The sequence below is a fragment of the Ensifer sp. BR816 genome, assembly GCF_000378985.1.
Taxonomy (GTDB): Bacteria; Pseudomonadota; Alphaproteobacteria; order Rhizobiales; family Rhizobiaceae; genus Sinorhizobium.
This window is the reverse complement of the sequence record NZ_KB905370.1, coordinates 2,725,688-2,745,413: the sequence shown is the minus strand read 5'-3', so window position 1 is coordinate 2,745,413 and position 19,726 is coordinate 2,725,688. Positions and strand designations below refer to the sequence as shown.

At 59.0% G+C, this 19,726-nt stretch carries 15 protein-coding genes; 4 read left to right on the top strand and 11 right to left on the bottom strand.

What is annotated here, in order from left to right; all coding sequences use genetic code 11:
- Nucleotides 1-76: 76 nt before the first annotated feature.
- Nucleotides 77-2,197: a mechanosensitive ion channel family protein gene (locus RHIBR816_RS0113275; RefSeq protein WP_026186951.1), complete on the bottom strand. Its 2,121-nt coding sequence runs from the start codon at nucleotides 2,195-2,197 to the stop codon at nucleotides 77-79.
- A gap of 175 nt (nucleotides 2,198-2,372) precedes the next feature.
- Entirely contained in the window at nucleotides 2,373-3,554 is a 1,182-nt protein-coding gene (locus RHIBR816_RS0113270) for a glycosyltransferase family 4 protein (protein ID WP_018237038.1), read from the bottom strand.
- 338 nt (nucleotides 3,555-3,892) lie between these two features.
- On the opposite strand from RHIBR816_RS0113270, the gene RHIBR816_RS0113265 reads away from it, so the two are divergent.
- Together RHIBR816_RS0113265 and RHIBR816_RS0113260 are read left to right on the top strand one after the other, a co-directional pair.
- Entirely contained in the window at nucleotides 3,893-4,381 is a 489-nt protein-coding gene (locus RHIBR816_RS0113265) for a GNAT family N-acetyltransferase (RefSeq protein WP_018237037.1), read from the top strand.
- Nucleotides 4,382-4,845: 464 nt separating this feature from the next.
- On the top strand, nucleotides 4,846-6,012 hold the full coding sequence (locus RHIBR816_RS0113260) for a hypothetical protein (protein WP_018237036.1): 1,167 nt from the start codon (nucleotides 4,846-4,848) through the stop codon (nucleotides 6,010-6,012).
- 63 nt (nucleotides 6,013-6,075) lie between these two features.
- On the opposite strand, the gene RHIBR816_RS0113255 is transcribed toward RHIBR816_RS0113260, so the two are convergent.
- From RHIBR816_RS0113255 to RHIBR816_RS0113240, 4 genes are all read right to left on the bottom strand, one after another.
- Nucleotides 6,076-7,263 carry a DegT/DnrJ/EryC1/StrS family aminotransferase gene (locus RHIBR816_RS0113255; RefSeq protein WP_018237035.1) on the bottom strand — a complete coding sequence of 396 codons (1,188 nt, stop codon included), beginning with the start codon at nucleotides 7,261-7,263 and terminating at the stop codon, nucleotides 6,076-6,078.
- Between the two features lie 94 nt (nucleotides 7,264-7,357).
- On the bottom strand, nucleotides 7,358-8,044 hold the full coding sequence (locus RHIBR816_RS0113250) for a PIG-L deacetylase family protein (RefSeq protein ID WP_018237034.1): 687 nt from the start codon (nucleotides 8,042-8,044) through the stop codon (nucleotides 7,358-7,360).
- 151 nt (nucleotides 8,045-8,195) lie between these two features.
- The gene (locus RHIBR816_RS0113245; protein ID WP_018237033.1) at nucleotides 8,196-8,873 is read right to left on the bottom strand and encodes a sugar transferase; all 678 of its coding nucleotides are present in this window, start codon (nucleotides 8,871-8,873) and stop codon (nucleotides 8,196-8,198) included.
- Between the two features lie 54 nt (nucleotides 8,874-8,927).
- A complete protein-coding gene (locus tag RHIBR816_RS0113240; RefSeq protein ID WP_026186950.1) occupies nucleotides 8,928-10,181 on the bottom strand; it encodes a polysaccharide biosynthesis/export family protein in 1,254 nt (417 codons plus the stop codon).
- 292 nt (nucleotides 10,182-10,473) lie between these two features.
- Here RHIBR816_RS0113240 and RHIBR816_RS0113235 point away from each other — a divergent pair, with 292 nt between their 5' ends.
- A complete protein-coding gene (locus tag RHIBR816_RS0113235; protein WP_026186949.1) occupies nucleotides 10,474-11,814 on the top strand; it encodes a lipopolysaccharide biosynthesis protein in 1,341 nt (446 codons plus the stop codon).
- A gap of 285 nt (nucleotides 11,815-12,099) precedes the next feature.
- Nucleotides 12,100-12,939, top strand: coding sequence for a sulfotransferase (locus RHIBR816_RS0113230; RefSeq protein ID WP_018237030.1), 840 nt, complete (start codon nucleotides 12,100-12,102; stop codon nucleotides 12,937-12,939).
- A gap of 28 nt (nucleotides 12,940-12,967) precedes the next feature.
- Here the strand turns inward: RHIBR816_RS0113230 and RHIBR816_RS0113225 are convergent, their stop codons facing one another.
- From RHIBR816_RS0113225 to RHIBR816_RS34105, 5 genes are all read right to left on the bottom strand, one after another.
- The gene (locus RHIBR816_RS0113225) at nucleotides 12,968-13,840 is read right to left on the bottom strand and encodes a hypothetical protein (protein WP_018237029.1); all 873 of its coding nucleotides are present in this window, start codon (nucleotides 13,838-13,840) and stop codon (nucleotides 12,968-12,970) included.
- Between the two features lie 221 nt (nucleotides 13,841-14,061).
- Complete coding sequence (locus tag RHIBR816_RS0113220; protein ID WP_026186948.1) at nucleotides 14,062-15,540, bottom strand: pectate lyase; 1,479 nt, start codon at nucleotides 15,538-15,540, stop codon at nucleotides 14,062-14,064.
- Between the two features lie 192 nt (nucleotides 15,541-15,732).
- Entirely contained in the window at nucleotides 15,733-16,659 is a 927-nt protein-coding gene (locus RHIBR816_RS0113215; RefSeq protein WP_018237027.1) for a sulfotransferase, read from the bottom strand.
- A 516-nt stretch (nucleotides 16,660-17,175) separates the two neighbouring features.
- Nucleotides 17,176-18,447, bottom strand: coding sequence for an O-antigen ligase family protein (locus RHIBR816_RS0113210; RefSeq protein ID WP_026186947.1), 1,272 nt, complete (start codon nucleotides 18,445-18,447; stop codon nucleotides 17,176-17,178).
- A 29-nt stretch (nucleotides 18,448-18,476) separates the two neighbouring features.
- Nucleotides 18,477-19,673 carry a glycosyltransferase family 4 protein gene (locus RHIBR816_RS34105; protein WP_018237025.1) on the bottom strand — a complete coding sequence of 399 codons (1,197 nt, stop codon included), beginning with the start codon at nucleotides 19,671-19,673 and terminating at the stop codon, nucleotides 18,477-18,479.
- Nucleotides 19,674-19,726: the final 53 nt, after the last annotated feature.

The following is a 19,726-nucleotide window of genomic DNA, read 5'->3' as shown; positions in this document are numbered from 1 at the left end:
GCCGCGACCTATCCCGCCTTACCTCTCCGATGTCAACATCACGGCGACTGCGGCCACCGGCAGCGCCCCAATCGACCTACTCCGCGGCCGCCTCCCCTCCCTGTGGCGCAGCCAAGGCGGCGTTCTTCTTGGCGATGGCATCGCGGGTTGCGGCGGCTGCCGCGGCCGCTTGCGTCTCATCGCCGGCGACCTGGACGGTCGGCGAGGCAAAATTGATACCATTGGCGTCAAACGCCTCCTTGATCATCGCCTGGGCGCGGCGTCTGATCTGGGTCTGGTGACCCGGCTTGGTGGTCATGGCAAAGCTCAAGGTGATGCCGTAGTCGCCGAACTGCTCGACGCCCTTCATCTTCACCGTTTCTATTATCAACGGACCAAGTTCTTCATCCTCGAGCAGTGCTGCCCCGACCCCCTTCACGACCTTCTTCACCTTGGCGACGTTAGTGTCGTAGGAGACGTTGATCTTGAACTTGTCGATGACCCAGTCGCGGCTCATGTTCTGGACGGCCCCGAGCGTGCCGAACGGAACCGTGAACACCGGTCCGCGGTGGTGGCGCAGCTTGACGGAGCGGATGCTGAAGGACTCGACCGTCCCCATATAGCTGCCGCTCTGGATGTATTCGCCGACCCGGAAGGCATCGTCCATCATGTAGAACACGCCGCTCAATATGTCCTTGACGAGGGTCTGCGAGCCGAAACCGATGGCGACGCCGAAAACACCGGCACCGGCGATCAGCGGACCGACCGCGACACCGAGGCCGGAGAGCACCATCATGCCGGCGACGACCGCGATGAAGACTGCGAGAAAATTGCGCAGGATCGGCAACAGGGTGCGCAGCCGCATGCTGCGGGCGAGTTGCACCGGGTCGGCAACATCGACGCTGGCCCGCTTGACGTGGAGATTGATGAACTCCTTCGTCAGTTGCCAGATCAGATCCGCGGCGAGCAGGATGACGATCCCGGAAAGTACGCCCCGGAAGACGCGGTTGAAGACGTCGTCTTGCATCATCGCGCTGCCGTTGAAGCGGAAGACGACTGCGAGCCAGGCGGCTGCGAGCGCGATGATGGCGAACCGCGCCCCGCGATCGATCATCACGTTGCGCATCACCCGGACGTTGTCGGCCGCTTCGGCGTCCAGCATGGTCCGCGTCGTGGCGCTGACGAAGCGCAGCAGCGGCGGCAGGCCAAGAACATAGACGCCGAGCCAGAAGAGCACCTTCATGCCGGCAACCCAGACGAACCACAGCAGGATAAGGAACGCGACGAGCAGCGCGTTGCGCAGGAAGCGTCGCCCGGCCGTGATTTCGGCGACGGGCCGGCGGAGCACGGTGTCGATGCCGATGCCGAGGATGATGAGCCCGAGACCGGCGGCGGTCAGATCCCGCACATCGGCGGGGAAGGAAAGGGCCTGCATCGTGTCCATGACCGCCCACACGAACGCGACCGCGCAGACGAACAGCACGAAGCGCCTGTGCCAGAACCTCGCCACATCCGGCGTTGGCGCCATGCCGACCTGCGGCGCACCGACTTCCTCCGCATTCTCGTCTGCCGGCCTCAAGGCCGCAGCGACCGCGATCAGCAAGCGAGCGACGATCCAGGCAATCAGCAATGGCGCGACGGCTGCCTCCAGACGCTTCGGCCAATCGGCGAGCACGAAAGCTGAAATTGCCGCGATCGCGAAGACGATGAGCGGGGCGATGCGTAACAGTGCGGCCAGGCCCGCTCCCGACGTCGCGGCACTTCGGCCGGCACTGCGGCGGAGGAAATAGCGCAGCAGCAATTCGGCGCCATAGCCGACGACGAGCACGAAGCCGAAAGCGCGCAGGATCGGCATCGACCCCTCGTGCATCTCGCCCGCGATCCGCTCTCTGGCAGCCATCCACTCGGGAACCATACGCGGTGCGGCATTGCGCATGCCGCCAAGATGGCTTCTGATTTGCGCCACCCATTGCGAGGCAACCCCGCCCGGCGGCACGTCGGCCACCGGCGGCGGCGTGGCCTGCTTGGCCGCCAGCCATTGCCGAACCTCCGGATCATCCAGCAACTCGATCATCTGCTGGACCTTGGGCGGCGGCGCCACCGCCGTAGCAGCCTCTTGAGCCGCCAGCGGACCGGCCAGGCCGAAAACCAGCTGAAGAAGGAATACGAACAGGACAAGGACTGCGCCTCGCCCGCCAAGCCTCAAGGTCGAACTCATGCAACCGCCCCCACGATAGCCTTGGATCATCGTGCAACGCCAACCATATCAAATATTTGCGGCGAACGTCAGGTCGGAAAACGCTCGGCCGCTTTCAGACCCGCAGCGCTGCTGCAGGAGATCGCCATCGACGCCGACAAGGGTGCAACCACCGCGCCAGGCCCTTCGGGAGGCGCTACCGCGATCGACTGTTAGGCATTCGTAAGTTCTTCTTCGATGCCTGCTTCAATACGCATGAGGCTAGCGCATCCCATTCGGCAAGTATCTGCTCGGGCATGTAACTTTGCGCGCTCGCAGCAGCCTTCGCCCCCAGTCGTTCCCTAAGCTCTCGATCTGCAAGCAGCCTGTCGAGTGCCTTCGCAAGGGCTTCGACATCCCCATTCGGCACCAGTATGCCGTCGCTCTCGTGCGTTATCATCACCCGAGGCCCCCAATCGCATTCAAAGGAAACAACGGGCAGTCCGGAGGCCATTGCTTCCAGCAAGACAATTCCCCATCCCTCGTAACGCGAGGACAGGACAAACGCATCTGCGGTTTCAATCCAAAGCCCCGGTCGTTCGGTGATCCCGGGCAGTTCTACGCGTTCCCGCAGTCCGAGCGCATCGCGCAATGCCTCGAGGCCACTCCGGTCTTCACCCTCCCCCCAAATGACCAATCGCCATTCGGGATGAGCCTCCGCGATCCTGGAGAAAGCGTTCAGCAAGAGGTCGAAGCCCTTCTGCTGGGTCAATCGGCCAACCGCTGCCAGAATGCTTTTTCCACGCCTATTCTGCCAATCCCGCGGCAGGTCGACCGGATTGGCGATAACCCATCCGTTTCGGCGAATGCTGGATGGAAAATGATCCAGCGCCCCTTGGGTCATCGTGACCAGACCGAATGCGCGAGGGTAAAGGCTTGCCTGCAGCCGCCGCCAAAATGGCCCGAAGGGCTGCGAGGCGGGATTGTTGCGCTCGGAAACGACGACCGGAATCGAAAAGCCGGTCGTCGCCAGGAGCGTCAGGACATTCGTTCGCGTCAGAAAGCTCAAGACGAAATCCGGCCGAGACCGTCGGATGGCGGACCGCAAGCGTGCAAATCGCTGAAATACAAGGAAGGCCGAGCGCAACTTCGAGGCTCTGCGGGGCGGCACACCCAGGCGGACGACGGCGATCCCGGGGTCAAAATCGTAGTAAGGCTGGGCGTCCGGCCGCTCCAGCGTGATGAGCGTCACCGTGCAGCCGATGCTGTTCCAATGGTTGGCAACGAGATTTACGACGTGTTCGGTACCGCCCGCGCCCAAGGCTGGAACGATGATCGTTATCCTTGCCCCGGCGATCCCCGGCAATCCGGGCACCCGAGAATCTTCACGCTTGTCCATCGCGAAATGCCCTCCCACCGTTGTCCAGAGATCGGAACGAAGACCACGCCTTGGCTGCTGTCGGCCGCTAGACGGATCCCCAGGGTTGCCGGCGGCGCCACGGCCCTGCTCGCGCGCCCCACGGCGCGATGGCAAGTGCGTTGTCGACAGAATGCGAACTTTTCATCTGATAATCAACTTGGAGAACCGACTTTCTCAAAGCTCTGCCACCGGCGCTGATCCTGGAAAGCTCTCAGGAACACCGAAATTCAATATCCGCTTCGCCTCAAGATACTCGAGGGCGAAGATGACCGCTCTGAGCCCATCCCTACCGGCGGGCGATCTGCTAAACTGGTCGAATGATGACAACCAATCAATACAGTTTTCGCAAGGTGACTCTCGATGATCTCGATATGCTCATGGGATGGCGATCGAACCCGCATGTCCGTGAATGGTGGGATTCAGATGAGCCATATGATGAAGCGGACTTGGCTGATCCTCGGGTAGCGCGCTGGATTGTTTCAAACGCCGAGCGCCCATTTGCGTTCATGCAGGACTACACAGTTCACGGGTGGGAAGATCACCATTTTGCCCATCTTCCCAAAGGCTCGCGGGGAATTGACCAGTACATCGGAGACCCCGAAATGGTCGGTGTTGGGCATGGATCAGCATTTATCAGCATGAGAATGCAGGCTCTCTTTGATGAGGGGGCACCTGTGATCGCGACTGATCCGCATCCAGACAATGCACGGGCGATAGCCGTCTACAAGAAGCTGGGTTTCGAGCCGTTTGGGCCACCTCAGGAAACACAGTGGGGTCTGGTCTTGCCCATGTTGGCTAAGAACTAAGCGTCGCGCATGCAACGGCAGCAATGTCCCGCGCTGCCGACATGCGCGGAGGATTGGTCAAACACGGCGGTATGCCGAAAGCCGACATCGGCTGGCTATCGTTTATGAGTACACGGCCTAGTATGCCGAGTGTTTCTACTGGCTGAGTCACTAAACGCATGATAGAAATACAGAACAATGACTTTGTAATTTATACGCGCTTGAATTTCTCGATAGCACGGCAGCTTACATCTCCCTGGCGCACAAAGAGCAATGCAGGTAGAGCGGGCCACAGCAGGGCCAGCATGTGTCGGCGAAGTGGTCGCCCGGCTGATCGACCGCTTCATCCAACATCCGCCGTCATCTGACCGGGCAAGACAACCCGATCGGAGCCCTCCGTTGCCTGCTGGCACCCAGCGGAAGGATCTGCCGGATCGCAATTCCAGGGCGATCTCATCCGATCGCGCGGAAAGGTGATAAGGCACATGAAAAATCTGATCATGCTGTTGGTCTCGCTGACCCTGTCGCTGGGCGCCGTGGAAACAATGCTGCGCATGTTTACACCGTTTCCGATCGGCACGCAGTCGCATCGGCGTATCGACGAGAAGTACGGCTATCGGCTCGATCCTGCCCTTGGCGACGTCGACGAGGACGGCTTCCGGAATCTGGCGGGCGCACATCACGGTTTCCAGGTCGCGGCTGTCGGCGATTCAATGACATATGGCAACAACGTCGACAGCGCTCATGCCTGGCCGGCGGCCTTCGCGGCAATGACAGGCGAACCCACCTATAATTTTGGCGTTGGTAGCTACGGAATTTACACGTACCACGCGCTCGTGCTCGACGCGCTGGCTGCCGGCGCGAAAGGCGCTATTGTCGCCGTTTTCCCCGGCAACGACTTCGCAATAGTATTTTCCGCGTGCGATATCATGGATGCACGTTCCGACTTCTGGCATGCGGAGCAGGACCGACTTCAGTTGCAGGCCCTCGCCGGTCGGGCCGGTGGCCCCTCGCAATGCACCAAGGCGCGGTCGGCAAGCCTCAAGACCAAGCTCTTCGAGAATGTCGCTATTCTGAGCGCCTACCACTATGCGGTAAGGGACTGGGCGAAGAGCCTGTACGCTCGCTTTTTCGCGGACGGTGATCGTCAATTATCCGAATACTATTTATTTCCGGACGGATGTCCGCCCGTGTCGAGGCGCTATGCCGCCGAAGCGGGTCAAATGGCCGATCTGAGCGCGCCCGAGATCGCCGCAATGTTTGCGGATTTTGAACGCTTTGCGGCCGATTGGGCCGAACGAGGGCGGGGCCGGGTCGGCCTTTTGGTTCTTCCGACAAAGGAGCGTGTGATCTACGAACATCTGCGTCGCCGGGGTCAACTTGCAAGCGCCGACCCCGGTTTCATCGATAGCGTTGAACGTCAGCTAGCGCTTGAAGAAAAAATCCGGGAGATCGCCGAGCGGCTTGATTTGCCCTATCGCAGTGCCGCTCCTGCAACTGCCGACGCGTTGCAGGACGCCATCCTGGCCGGACAGCGCTTTTATCCGGACAGCGATGGCCACCCGTTTGAATCCGGATACAAAGCTTTCGCAAATACCGCGTCGTCGCTGTGGGATGAAATGAAGGCGAAGGCTTCCGAGACGCGCCAGTAAGAATGCGCGGACACTGCATCGACTGCTTGCCAGCCAATGCTTCGGCCGTTGCGTCGCAGGGAACTATGACGTCCGGCGGCGCGCTTCTCTCGTCGGGCTGGCGCTTGCCATGACCTCACGCAGAACCTGTGCAGCCCTCCCCACGGCAGCCGTGTCGAGAGCGGGATCGACGAGGAATGCGAGGCTCGTCTCTCCGAGTTCCCGCGCGTTCGGCAATCGCTCAACCGGCCCCATGTCCAAGTTCACAAAAGCCTTCTCGAGGTAAATCTCCGAGCAGCTACCGGTGAAGCAGGCGACCCCGGCACCGTTGATCTCCCTGACGATCCGGTCCCTGCTCCATTCCGGCATCAGACGCTCCGGCCTCAAGAAAGTGTAGAACCGATACCAGGCATGCCGGGTTCCCGACGGCGGAAGGGGCGTACGCAGAGCATCGATCTCCTCGGCGGCCTTGGCGAGGATGGAAGCATTGTGCGCCCTGATGCTGCGCCATTGCTCGAGGCGTAGCAATTGTCGCGATCCCAGCACCGCCTGGATAGACGTCATGCGCCAGTTTGTCCCGATCGATTCGTGCAGCCAGCGGAACCCGGGTGCGTGCTCTCTGTTGTAGACGGCATCGAAAGACTTGCCGTGGTCCTTGCGGCTCCACGCCTTCTGCCAAAGCTCGTCGTCGTTCATCGCCACGAGCCCGCCCTCGCCTCCGGTGGTAATGATCTTGTCCTGACAGAATGAGAAGACGGCGATGTCGGCGAAGCTGCCGATCGGCCGGCCATCTATTTCGGCTCCATGCGCCTGGGCGCAATCCTCGATCACCCACAGCCCGTTTTCGCGCGCGAATGCCATGATCGCCGGCATGTCACAGGGCCACCCGGCAAGGTGGACGGCGATAATACCCTTGGTCTTCGGTGTCAGCTTCGCGCTGATCGTTTCCACGGTGATGTTCTGGCTATCGCGATCGACATCGGCAAAAACCGCGACGCCGCCCGCCATCGGCACCGAAGAAGCCGAGGCGATGAAGCTGCGTGGGGTCACGATCACCTCGTCGCCCGGCCTGAGCCCGAGGGAATACAGCGCCAGGTCCAGCGCCACCGTTCCGTTCGCCAGGGCCACCGCGTGTTTCACCCCAAGAAAGCGCTCGTAACGCTGCTCGAAATTGCGGACATGCGGTCCCGTCCAGGCATTCACCTCCCCTGATCGAAGGACCGAGACGACGTCCTCGATCTGCTCTTCGTCGTAGATTGGCCAGCGCCCCATGTTCCCCTCCCGCTCGTATTTCATCCGCCTCCGGCAGGGCCGGAAAGAGTGCATCGAAGGTCCAACGGACAATGCCGCGGTCAGTGGTCTCAGCTCAAACGACCTGTCGAACCAGAACGAAGGCTTCGGCCGCGGGGCGCATCACTGTCGCGCCGCGCAAAGTGGCGAGCGCACGCAGCGCCGCGATGGAACGCTCGTGCGGCGGTTCGCGCAGCTGCGATGCAAAGAGCTGCATTGCCTTGACCTTCGCCTCGAGATGTTCGGTGATGTCGACGAAAAAATTCGGCAGAAACCCCGGAGACAGGTACGGGGCATTCCAGTTCGTTTCCGAGAGCGTTTCATAGGCGAGGATCAGCTTCGGATACCCCGCTTCGTGCGGTCGGCAAGCAACCAGCGCCGAGGTGAAGGTCACCTGATGATCCATATGCATGTCGCCCACAAAGGGAATGAGCACGGTTTGGGGGCGCAGACGCCGAATAAGGTCAAGCAGCGCACTGTTGACGGACGCGTGCGCGGTTTCCGCAAGCTGTGCAGCAGGCAAACGAAGCCAAAGGGTTTCCCGCACGCCTAGGGCCTGGTGCGCCTCCCTCGCCTCGGCCTGGACTTTGGCGATAGTCGCGGCGTCGAAGGTCGGCGGCTTTCCCTCGGTTACGATCGCGACAAAAACCTCTTCGCCGCATGAAGCTAGCTTTGCGATTGTTCCGCCAGCGCCAAGCACCTCATCATCAGGATGCGGAGCGACGACCAATGTGCGTCCAAAAGAGAAATGCGAGCCGTCCATGGAACCTCCAACAGACCTTGCCGCCTTCCACGCGCACCCCGCGTGGCCAACAATACATATGTCCAGACTTTGCGCAGGACTCCCTTATCCCAAGCCGGCCCGAACCATCGCCTCTTTCACCGGACCTGCTGCCCAGCCCGCTATCGCATGATCACGCGTGCTGCAGACCGCGAGAATGACGTAAAAGAAAATCCTGAGCAACTTTTAGATGCATATCGTTTACGCGCTCGCCGAAAATGATTGTCCTTAGGGTCAACAGGAGAATTCGCACATCGAGCCAAAGACTCGCGTGCGCGACATACCAGAGGTCAAGCGCGATCTTCTCCTCGTCCGACAGCAACGTATTGCCATTGACCTGTGCCCAACCCGTCATACCTGGAGCGACCAGCGAGCGCAGGCGGCCAAGATCACCAAAGCTTGCAACCGTCGCCAACGGGAGCGGGCGCGGCCCTACGATCGACATGTCGCCCACCAACACGGCAAGGAGTTGCGGCAGTTCGTCGAAACGAAGTCTGCGAAGCACCGACGTCGCAGCCGTCTGGCGCATTTGGTCCGGCAACAATGCGCCGTCCGGTCCCCGCGCGTTGGTCATCGTGCGAAACTTCGTAATCGTGATGTCATGCATACCCGCGCCGGCGCGTGCCTGGGTGAAGAACAACGGCAGCCCAAGGCTCAGCCAAACGACGATCGCTGTTGCCGCCATCAGCGGCAGGCAGAGGACGAAAAGCACCCCGCCCAGCGCGCACTCGAGAGCGCGCTTGAGACGGTATGGTCCCGACGCGGCAGGCAAACGAAAAGCGAAGACTGCGTGCTCTCGAATGGGCTTCACTTCAGTGTCCTTGGGTCGTGGAGCGCGGTTCTCGCTCCCCCTTGCCTGCGAACCTTACATTCCGGCGATACTGACCACGACAACATCGCCCGGCAGCATTTCCGTGACGAGGGACGCTTCAAAGCTGGTCGGTTTGCCGCCAACCGGGTTCCGACGGATCTCGTAGGCAAATGAGACTTGGTTTTTTCTCGATTCATCCTTGGCCACGGCGGCCATGAGGAGGATTTGCTCTTCAGCGGCGTGTTGCTCCGAAATCAGTTTCTTGATGGCAATTTCACGCTCTTGGAGCTGGGTCAGTATGTCCTTCTTCCTGTCGGCGGCGAGCTTTGCCAGCTGCAGCTTCAGCTCGCTCAACTCCTGGCGCGTACGCGCGAGAGTCGCGAAGGTTTGCAGGAGTTGGGCCTTCTCCGTTCCCGCGCTGTTCTCCGCGCGAGAGAGCTCGCTTTCGGTGTTCAGCCCCCGCTTGCGCAGCGCGCCGATGCGCTCCACGTCCTCAAGGCTGTTGCTCACTATGTCCTTTTGCTGCTGCACGAGCTCGTTCAGGATCTCTATCCCGCCCTCGGCCTGGGCGATCCCTTCCGTCAGAATTTGCGCTTGCGATCTATAGGCGGCGAGATCCTCCTTGAGGATCTTCTCCTCGAGCTCGGTGACGCTATCAAACGGCAGGCCTTCGACATAGGTGCGGGCGATCTCCGGGACATCGTTCAGGTCGATCTTCTCGCTGGATTTCAACTGCGCCGAGAGCCTCGCCGCATAGACGGCTTCATGAACGATTTCGGCTGTTGCTGCTTCTACCTCCGCACGCAGGCGCGCGCGTGTGACGAGCCGGTCGGAGGCGTTCGACGCGACGATCTGCATACCGCCTGCAAGGCCGATGGCCTGCTCTACCGTCAGACCGCTGAAGAAAGGAAACGAACCGGGGGTCCTGACCTCACCGAGGACGAAAATTGGCCTGAAGGTCGAGATGTTAAGAGACAGCTTTGGATCGACGAGGATGTCGCGTCGGCGATATTCGTTGCCAAGCTTTTCCAAGGCCTCCGTTATCGTGAGACCCACGATGTTGACCCCGCCGATGAGCGGGAACTGTGCTTCGCCGTTGCCGGAAACGGTCGCGGTGATCGGCAGTTCGGCATCGTCGAGGAAGTCAAATGTCAGAACATCCCCGGTATTGAGCCGATAGTCACTGGCAGACGCACGCGCCGCCGGACCGATTAGAAGTCCGATTGCCAACAGCACGATCGCCAAAACATACGCGCCCCAAACCCGTAGGGGCAAGCTCATGGCCGTTAGCGGAGGTAATGTCCCCATCGCAACCGCCCTCCAAAAAGCAATAAAGAAAACGCTATCAAAATATCTCGCGCGACTATATTCTCCCACATACTGTCACGTCAAAGGATTTTAGGTATTTTTTGCGCCGGTAGTTGTGACCGACGAGGCGACTTCCTTGCCGCTCGCACACGACTGCGCCGAGGGGTGCTCGCGGGTGTTCTTGCCCCTGCGATGTCAGGCTCACCCCTCTAGATTTGCAAGGGCATCATGCCATGCCCGTAGGGCGGCGCCTTATTCATCAGGCGGCCTCGTTGGAGGCAGGAGGTCTCGTTTGCCGATTCGAAAAAAGTTGGCCAAAGATTTCAACCGCCTCCATAAGATATTCGCTCGGGAGAAAACCCTGAAGAGCCGCCTCGGGAACATAGGGCATCTCCTCACTGGAAACGCGCTTACCTCACTGTTGGGCCTCGTTGGCTTCGCCTTGACGGCTAGGGCGCTCGGTCCCGCCGAGTATGGCATCCTGGCGCTTTGCCTCACCTACACGAGCGCCGTGGAGCGGCTGGTGAACTTCCAGTCCTGGCAGCCACTGATCAAATTCGGCGCGCAATCGAAGAGCCCGGAAACCCTCGCTTCGTTGTTCAAGTTCGGCCTCATGCTTGACGTCTCCGCCGCGGCGACCGGATACATGATTGCCGTGGCGCTCGTGTGGGCCTTCGGTTCCTGGATCGGGATTTCGTCCGAGATGTCGGGGCTCGTCACGCTTTATTGTACCGTTCTGCCGTTTCAGATCACCGGCATGCCGATGGCCGTGCTGCGGCTGTTTGGAAAGTTTAGAACGATCGCCTATGGCCAGGTCGCTTCGAGCGTTTTCCGCATGGGATTGTGCGCGATCGGCTTTGCCATCGGCGGCACCTTGCATGAATTCGCCCTGATATGGATGGCAGCCCAGATCTTCGGATCGCTGACCGTCGTGTTCCTTTCGCTTGCGGAGTTGCGAAGACAAGGAATGCTGGCGAGCATGCTGACGGCTTCTGTTCGCGGCATTACGGCCCTGTTTCCAGGTCTCTGGAGATTCGCGATCTCGACGAACCTGTCGTTGACGCTGCGTTCGAGCGCCAACCAGCTCGACACGCTTCTCGTCGGATATCTGGCCGACCCGACTGCCGCGGGTCTCTATCACATCGCCAAGCGCATTGGCCGAATGACACTGCAAATTGGAGATCACGCGCAGGCCGTGCTCTACCCCGATTTGGCGCGGGCCTGGGCCTCGGGCGCAATCGAAGAGTTTCATCGGGCCGTCACACAAATGCGGGTTCTTCTTCTCGGCTTCGGCATATTGCTGGTCGGCGGGGTATATTTGGCGATCGATCCGGTGCTGAGACTAGCCGTCGGCTCGGAATTCGAGGCGGCAGGGCCGCTGGTCGTCGTTCAATCCATTGCCGTTACCATCATGTTGTATGGGACGGTTACCCGCGCAGCCCTCCTGGCCATGGGCCGGGAGGACCGGGTTCTGAGCAGCGTCCTCGTCGCAACGATTGCGTTTCATGCCACCGCGTTGACGCTGATCCCGCGGGTCGGCCCAATGGGCGCCAATTTGGCTCATATCGTCATGGCCACCATCTTGCTCTGGATGATGACCGTCGCGTATCGCCAGACACAGGCGAGACATTAGAAAGAACGCCGAGGTAGACTTGAGCGGTGCGCCGACTACTTGCCCAAGTTGAGCCCGTCCATTACTATGCGGCGGTCATGTTTTTGTAATTTCCTGATGCATTTTGGTCGTTTCGTTTGCACGATTTTTCCTACGAGAGGCGGTGCAGGTCGAGTTGAAGCCAGGCTGCGGGCGGACGATTTGCCAGCTTCAGCCCAATCTAAGTGATAGGCATTCGCGAACCTGTCGCGCATAGCTGTGCCCTTGTTCCCGGGCCAGCGCGAGCGCTGTGACGGAGGGAAATCCATGAAGTTGCACGACATCGATTTTCTGATTATCGGCGCGACAAAGAGCGCCACGACATGGCTCCAGCAATCACTGCAACAGGATCCGCACATATACATGCCGGCTCCGGAATTGCATTATTTCAGTCGTTACTACGATCGTGGAGACGAGTGGTACCTTTCCAACTTCGAAGGAGAGAAGGATGGAGGTCTCGTCGGCGAAAAATCCAACTCCTATATGGATACCGAGGGCGCAGCCGAGCGGATAAGCCGAAAACTTCCCAACGCCAGGCTGATCGCGCAATTGCGTAATCCCATCGAGCGCGCCTACTCGGACTACTGCATGCTATACCGCAGGGGCGAAGTCGGCCGCGACATCGCCCAATATCTCGATCCACGCCGCGGCGCCGGCGGACGCTTCCTGAACGGCGGGCTCTATTTTCAGCAGCTGCAGGCTTACCTTGATCGGTTTCCAGCCGAGCAGATACTCGTCGTTCTCTACGAGGATATGAATATCGATGCGTTTGGACAGCTCGATCGCATCCGAAAGTTCATGAGGATGACTGACAATCTGGCGCTGCGGCCGCTGGAGAAGAAAGTCAAAGACAAGGCGGAGCCGGTCGTCAACCCGACTTTGCGCCGTCTGCTGCGCCCGTTCAAGCCTATGGTCGCTCCTTTCAGGAACAATGCGGCCTTCAAGAAAATACGGTCATTCGCCGCAGCCGAAGTGGAGTACGCGCCGTTGTCCCGAGAGCTGCGGGAACGCATGAGCGATTTCTATGCCACGGAGATAGAGAAGCTCGGCACCATCGTCGGCAAGGACCTGAATGGGTGGCTGAGAAATGGGAGCGTTCAGCAATGAGGACCCCACTATAGCGCCCACGGTGAACTCACCTGCAGCCGTCAGCAGTTGCGGGGGCGCGAAAGTCCAGCACGAGCCTTTCAATCTCCGACCCCCCGCCCACGCGCTCCAGTGCGGCAAACGATCCGTTGCCGCTTAGCTCAAACAGGGTGCCAGCGTTTTCCCGAGCGCGGTTGGTGCGGGCGATCACGAGCAAGGCGCCCGGACCGCGGAGGTAGGAGTGAATGTTCGCAATCGCGGTACGAATCTGATCCGGAGAAAAGTATCCTGTATTCAGGATGTTGGCGGCGCGTACCATGTCGAATCGGCGGATAAAGCGCTCCGACCGACGCATAATGTCATTCTCGACGAATACGATTTCACCATTCGATGGCAATGACCGGGTAATCATTTGCACCGGCCTGCTCATACCGGCCTCTATGCGTTTGCGCAGGAATGGCCGTAGAACGATGCGCCCGAACATGAGTGGAATAAACGCAAGCGTCACGTAGTCCAGTTTTCGAACCCATGGACGAACTGCGACACCCCGGACGTCATACTGCAGCGGCCAGCCCTCCGGGTCGCAGAAAACTCTAAACCCTGGAAACACTTCGACGATGTGGGCCTCGATGAAGAGATCGGTTGCGACAATGCTGGCAGCACCGCCACAATCAGTCAGGAATCTGGCGAGTTCCACCGTTGTTATCCCGACGGAAACGCCCACGTCGAGGACCTCGCGAAGCGAACCCACGCGCTCCTCGACATAGGGCCGGAACGCCGCCTCCAGGTCCCGGAAGCGCGACGGTTGGGTCAGCTTGAAAGTGCCGTTTCGCATTTTGAGATTGGCGAAGAAGGCAGATTCCAGCGCCACGTCGATCGTATCCGTACCCGATGAATAGAATTTGCTGGCACTCAAGGTCATGACTTATCAACCCGTCGTATCCAGTGAACCAAACGAACACGCCCTCACGGAATTCCCGCGTGGCGCATTCAATGACATGTCTTTGTCCTTAAATCGAGGACGATTTAAGGACAAAGACATGCAGTAGAGCGCATCGCATTCAAACATATTCATGCGCTGCGCTTCAGGCTTGGTTCTGCAGGCCGCAAACCGCTGCACACTTTTGGGCGACATGCACTGGCTCATTGTTGACCCGGGGGCAGTTGGACATCGCCGCCTTCGGGATCGCCGGCCATGAAATGGAGAAACTCCTCCAGGTTTGTCCACCCATCGCCATCGATGTCCTGCTGACCATCATCGGCCTTCATAGGGTCGATGCCGTTTTCGAGCTCCCAATCATCTGATATGCCGTCCATGTCCGTGTCCTGGTACGGCGTTCCGGCTTCAAGCTCGGGCCACCCGCCCACGTTGCGCGGGTCGTTTTTCAATAGCTGCCCACTGCGACTCTTCACATCCTCGACAATGCGTCTGTCGACCCCGTCGCGCTCGGGCTTCGTGGCGCCGGCATTCGCCAAGACCTCGTCATAGGCCACCATCGGCGCAGAGGCGCGGACCATCGGCACCTCGAACGGTTTCGCCACAGCAAACCGTCTTTGTTCCTCGGCTAGAACCAAGCTGTCATCTTGGCCAGGTTCGGTACGATAGGGTTCGTCGTAGTTGTCCTTGACGTAGATCGAGTGCCCGAGCCCGCTTTCGATAAAGAGCTGCACGAGGTGGTCGTTGCGCAGCTTCTTCCCCGCGATCTTGTAATTGCCGATCACATTGGCCTGAATGTGCGTCCATTCATCGCCGAAGCTCACGACATATTGCCACACTGGCGAGAACATAACATTGTTGACGACATCCGCGATTGCGCCGGGATTCTTCATTTTTATCTGCGGATTTCTGAACTGGCCGAACGCAAACAGCGAGTGGTGCACCGAAACGTTGCCGCCTTTTGTGAACAACATGTTGCGTGCGCGATTATCTTTCCCCGGGCCGCCATTCAACAGCGGCTCACTGGCAATTCCCCATTGCCAGGTGAAATTGCTGGCATCTTCCGAGTCTACCGTCTCGTCCGATCCCCAGCTGGCGGAAATATGATCAAGCATGATATTTTTTGCCGCCTCGGAGTACATTCCAAGACCGCCGGAACAACAAGCCTTGCGCGCATGCGGGCCAGGGCGAAGGCGGATGTGCCTTATGATCACGTCGTTGGTGAAAATTTCAATTGAAGGACGAATTTGCCTCTCACCGTTGCGGATGGCGATCCCCCCGCCCGGGGCCGTCTCTCCGGCAATGGTCAAGAACGGATTTCGAACCACCAACGATTCCTCGCTCAGAGTAATCGTACCGCCCGTGCGGAAAATGCAAACGCGTGGCCCGGATGCTTCGACGCAATCGCGCAGAGATCCAGGTCCTGACTCGTTCGTGTTGTCGACATAGATCACCTTCCCGCCCCGCCCTCCTACGGAAGCGGCGCCGAAGCCTTCGGCCGTAGGAAAGGCGCGCTGCCTACCGTCTGCAAGCTTGGGTGAAAGAGGCTCCCGGACTGCCGTTGCCGCCCCGGCCTCCCGCAAAGGCACGGTCCACGATCCAAGCAGCAGCCCTGCCAACATCAGAGGGCGAGCGACCCTGGCAGCAAATGCGCTTGCGTCCCGCGATTGAGTGATTTTCATCATCCTCTAGTGCCCACCTAATCGAGGCTGGTTATTCCTATTGTGGTCACGGAATTGCCGTTTGTCGGGCACTCGAATACACAGGAGCGGGGGCACGACAAAGGTCTGGGCCGTGCCAGTCTATCATTCTGGACCCTCGCGAGCGGCCAAACGCGCAGCCAGCACAACTCTCCCGCGCCCTTGGATGCTCATCGCTCAAAGATAGCCGTAGCGTCTGAGCATCCAGCCGCACAACCGCTCGAAGGAGACCTGCTGACCGGCGGGCATTCGTGCTCGCCACGACTCGTCTTTGGAGAGTGCGACAGACCCATTCATACGCAGCCGGTTCCCTGCGACCTGGTGCCCGGGACCAACGGGCTCCCCGTCTTTCAGAGAAGAACCGATTTGGTGAAGATCAAGGTCCAGAAACGCGCCGATTTGCTGCATGACGGCGACGGGGTCTGACGCGAAATCCTCATACCTCACGCGCATCACCTTCTCCGGGCCCAGCTTTCGTGACAGATACTCGACCGCAAGATTGACTACGCTCCATCGCAAAGCCGTCCTGAATACCGATTTTCGTCTGATCTCCTTTTGCAGCCCGGATTTCGTGTCACGCTCATAAGGTTTTAGCAGCGACCAGGCCACGCCGCGCCCGTCGCGCACCATGTGGATGACGCGCATGTCAATTCCCGGGATTTGTGCGAGTGCCATTGCCCTTCCCGGCAACTTCGAAGAATCGACGATTATTTGCTTCCCGGAACGGGACACCATCGCGTTTATCAGACGCTCGGTGTGACGCGCATACTTTGCAAAGCTCTTTCCAAGATCCAACCCGGAAAGCACTCTTATCAGGATGGATAGCCCCTCGAACTTCGTTTGAAGTGCACAATACTCCGACATAAGGTCGGGGTCCGGATTTGCGGACCATTCTTGGCAGACGGCGCTCCAGAAGCTGCAGTCGCGAATTGGATTACCGCATGCGCAATATTCATTGTTGCGCCAAACGTGCCGTGTGAGCGACGTTATCTCGCCCGCCCCTAACACGGCGCCGTGCTGGCCCAACGCAATGTCGAGTATGGTGGTGCCGCTGCGTCCATAACCTGCGATATAGGCAATACGAGCTGGTTGCGAGGGCATCATAGGAGCCTTTCATGTGCGACCGCTTGAGCTTGCCTTCCATTTCCCGCTTGCGCGGGTCAGGGGCCGGCTGGCGCATGTGGACTTTCACGTTCCCACCAGAAGATGGGGTTCCGACTGCAATCTTGCCGCAACGGCGCGTGCGTTTCGAGTATGTCAGAGCCGTGCCTACAGCGACCTTTGCGCGTCCGATTAGACGCACGGCCCTCTAGACAGATCAGAATGAAATCGCCGCAACCTCTTAAGAAATGACGCGAGCCGCGCGGGGCCGGTCACCTCCCAAGTGCATGCTGGGAATGACTGCCGACGCCTCACTCGACCAAACAAATGAACAAAGCAAATAAATGATAAGGCATCAGCCCAGGATTAGCAACCCTGGCAAAATTTACTATATTTCTTCCTTGACAATACTTCTCACCGTCGTCCGCCGACTATTTAATTTATTGCACTGGAGCACAGGCGAGTTCGGTACGCCTGCTCTTGAAAGAGACGGCCTCGGTTTCAGAAATTTTGCTCTATTCAAGGCTGTACTGTCCGCCGGAACTGCGCAAATCCGAGTCCGCAGCACAAGAAGACTGGGATCGTCCAATACCTCGCATACATGTGCGGATTGAACAGAGCGACCGTGAGAAAGACGACGAAAGTCGTAAACATCGCTGCCAGTGCCCTCTTATCTGCGCCAGCCTTCCTGAGCGTGATTCCATGCAGCACACCGACTGCTGAAAACATGATCCAGCCCATGAGCGCAAGCAGTCCGCCTTCGACCCAGAGGAGAAGATAAAGATTGTGAACGGGAGCCTTTTGTGCACTTCTCTCTCGGAATTGATCCGCGCCCAGACCCACCAGGGTAATCCGTTCATCGGACATCATTTGCAGTGCTTCCTCGATAAGCGCGGCTCTCGAGACGAAAGTTCCGGCTTCAGATATATCGCCCGAGGAAAGCGCACCGAGGACACGCGTCTGAAACGTCTTGGGCAACAGGTCCTTGTTTCCAAATCCCGCCACGACCGCAGCAAGTATTCCGGCTCCAAGCGCCAAACGCAACAACAACTTAGGCGTAGAAACGAACGCCGTGAAGACAGCCAGACAAAGCAATGTTACGAACAAACCGCTATTCGAGCTCGTAAGGATCACGGTGCCAATAAACAATGCCAGTATTGGCAAGGCCACATATGACTTGATCCGCCCTGTCGCCCAAAAAAAGAGCGGAATAGGTAGCGTCAAGGCATTCATCGCCGCAGCCAAATTCGGGTTTCGAAGGACTGTAGCCAAACGCCGCCCCCCGGTAACGACGCCCTTTCCTTCGCCAGGCACATAGCCGATCGCATAGAAGGTAATGATGCCATGTATATCTATGAGGATTATGCTGACCAAAAAAATAACCGCCAGACGATACGCTTCCTTGGGTTCCTCGCGGATCAGAATGAACAATAAGAATACGTAGGCGAACAAATACTGTGCCGTCACAATCAAGCCCCGGTCAGGGCTGTTCTGGGAGAGGCTGCCAATCATAAGCCCGACGAACAGGAGCATGAACGCGATAAGCCAAAGTGCCGTCGCTTCGCCGAGCGGTTTACTCCAAATCCGTCCGGTTATGAAAAGAAGAAGAAAACTCAAACAGAAAAAGAAATCACTGAACGTAAAGAATAGTTCGGAAAACCGCAGTGTTGCATAGGGCGCCAAAAAAACGCCCAAATAGAGGATAGCCCGCTCGACAGCGGACAAGGGCCCGTGCATGGCGCGCGGATGGTTGTCGGAATAACGTGTCGTTGTTTTGCCGATTTCTGACACTGTCGCCTCGCGCCGCATTTCGCACCCCGTCACCGGGTATGGACCTGTACCCTGTCGGCACCCCGCATATCGCCTGTGCGTAGTAAACCTTCGTAGACCGCCGTGATTGCATGTACGTGGCGCTCGATGCCGAAGCGGGCTTGTGCTTCATGACGAGCTGTTTCCACGATGTGCGCAAGATAGGCAGCATTACCGAACAACTTTAAGCAAGCTTCGGCGAATTCAGCGGGATCGTCCGGGCGAACGAGCATGCCCGTCTCGCCGTCCTCGACCACTTCGGGATTGCCTCCTGAATCTGATGCGATGACTGGCGTTCCCAGCAGCATTGCTTCGACAAGCGTCCTTCCGAGGGGTTCATTCACCGCGGTTACCAGAAGAGCATCCAGCCCTGCGATCCATGGTTCGCCCGGATAACGGAATCCCATGAAATGAATGCGGTCGCTCACACCAAGTGCTTCCGCCCGCGACCTGGCGGCGTCGTCAAGCCCGTTCACGGCGGTGCCAAGAAACAGCCCGGCAAATTCGACATCCGGCTCCAGCCGCTGCAGGGCTGCCAGCACTTCCACGAATACGATCGGCCGCTTGCGATCAACCAGGGTTCCCACATATCCGAGAAGCTTTGTTTCGGGCGGGCAGCCGATGGCGGCTATGACGTGTTTTCGGCTCTCTTCACGCTCGACCCCGACCATTTTCGTGACGTCGAATGGACTATGAACGACACTGCACTTGGACGCCGCGGAGAAAAGCCCAGGGCGCGGCGATGCAAATTTCGAAACGGCGACGAGACGGTTCGCAAGCCAGGGCGCGACGCGTCGCAACCCAAAGGAAGATGCATCGCCGCGGTGATGCCAGAGGTGCTTCGATCCCGCCAGCCGTGCTGCAAGACCCCACATGAGATGGGCGCGACCGTCGTTCGTGTGCACGATCGCGACGTTCCTGGCTCGCAAATATCTGACAAGCGCGGGAAGAGTTCGCGCGACGTTGAGCACTGCCGCGCCGTTGTGCGCGCCAAGCCGCTGCAAGCGGTTGGGAACGGGCGCTGGTTCAAAGTCGATGCCTTCCCGGCGAAACAGCTCTGCGACCGGGCCTTCGGTTTCGTGGAGGACAACCAACGGCGCGAAGGACTTGGGAAGGTTTCGTATCAGTCCGAGCGCGGACAGATGGCTTCCGCCGATGAAATCTCCTATGAAAGGAAAGCACACGGTCCGCTGCTCGCCGTTACTCATGTTGAATGCTCTCCCAAACTGTTTTCGAAGAGTTTCCGGACTTATGCTTGGAT

What these genes read in the sequence shown, in the direction of transcription:
- RHIBR816_RS0113275 (WP_026186951.1), bottom strand. Translation starts at nt 2,197, where the DNA reads ATGAGTTCGACCTTGAGGCTTGGCGGGCGAGGCGCAGTCCTTGTCCTG.
- RHIBR816_RS0113270 (WP_018237038.1), bottom strand. Translation starts at nt 3,554, where the DNA reads ATGGACAAGCGTGAAGATTCTCGGGTGCCCGGATTGCCGGGGATCGCC.
- RHIBR816_RS0113265 (WP_018237037.1), top strand. Translation starts at nt 3,893, where the DNA reads ATGATGACAACCAATCAATACAGTTTTCGCAAGGTGACTCTCGATGAT.
- RHIBR816_RS0113260 (WP_018237036.1), top strand. Translation starts at nt 4,846, where the DNA reads ATGAAAAATCTGATCATGCTGTTGGTCTCGCTGACCCTGTCGCTGGGC.
- RHIBR816_RS0113255 (WP_018237035.1), bottom strand. Translation starts at nt 7,263, where the DNA reads ATGGGGCGCTGGCCAATCTACGACGAAGAGCAGATCGAGGACGTCGTC.
- RHIBR816_RS0113250 (WP_018237034.1), bottom strand. Translation starts at nt 8,044, where the DNA reads ATGGACGGCTCGCATTTCTCTTTTGGACGCACATTGGTCGTCGCTCCG.
- RHIBR816_RS0113240 (WP_026186950.1), bottom strand. Translation starts at nt 10,181, where the DNA reads ATGGGGACATTACCTCCGCTAACGGCCATGAGCTTGCCCCTACGGGTT.
- RHIBR816_RS0113230 (WP_018237030.1), top strand. Translation starts at nt 12,100, where the DNA reads ATGAAGTTGCACGACATCGATTTTCTGATTATCGGCGCGACAAAGAGC.
- RHIBR816_RS0113225 (WP_018237029.1), bottom strand. Translation starts at nt 13,840, where the DNA reads ATGACCTTGAGTGCCAGCAAATTCTATTCATCGGGTACGGATACGATC.
- RHIBR816_RS0113220 (WP_026186948.1), bottom strand. Translation starts at nt 15,540, where the DNA reads ATGATGAAAATCACTCAATCGCGGGACGCAAGCGCATTTGCTGCCAGG.
- RHIBR816_RS0113215 (WP_018237027.1), bottom strand. Translation starts at nt 16,659, where the DNA reads ATGATGCCCTCGCAACCAGCTCGTATTGCCTATATCGCAGGTTATGGA.
- RHIBR816_RS34105 (WP_018237025.1), bottom strand. Translation starts at nt 19,673, where the DNA reads ATGAGTAACGGCGAGCAGCGGACCGTGTGCTTTCCTTTCATAGGAGAT.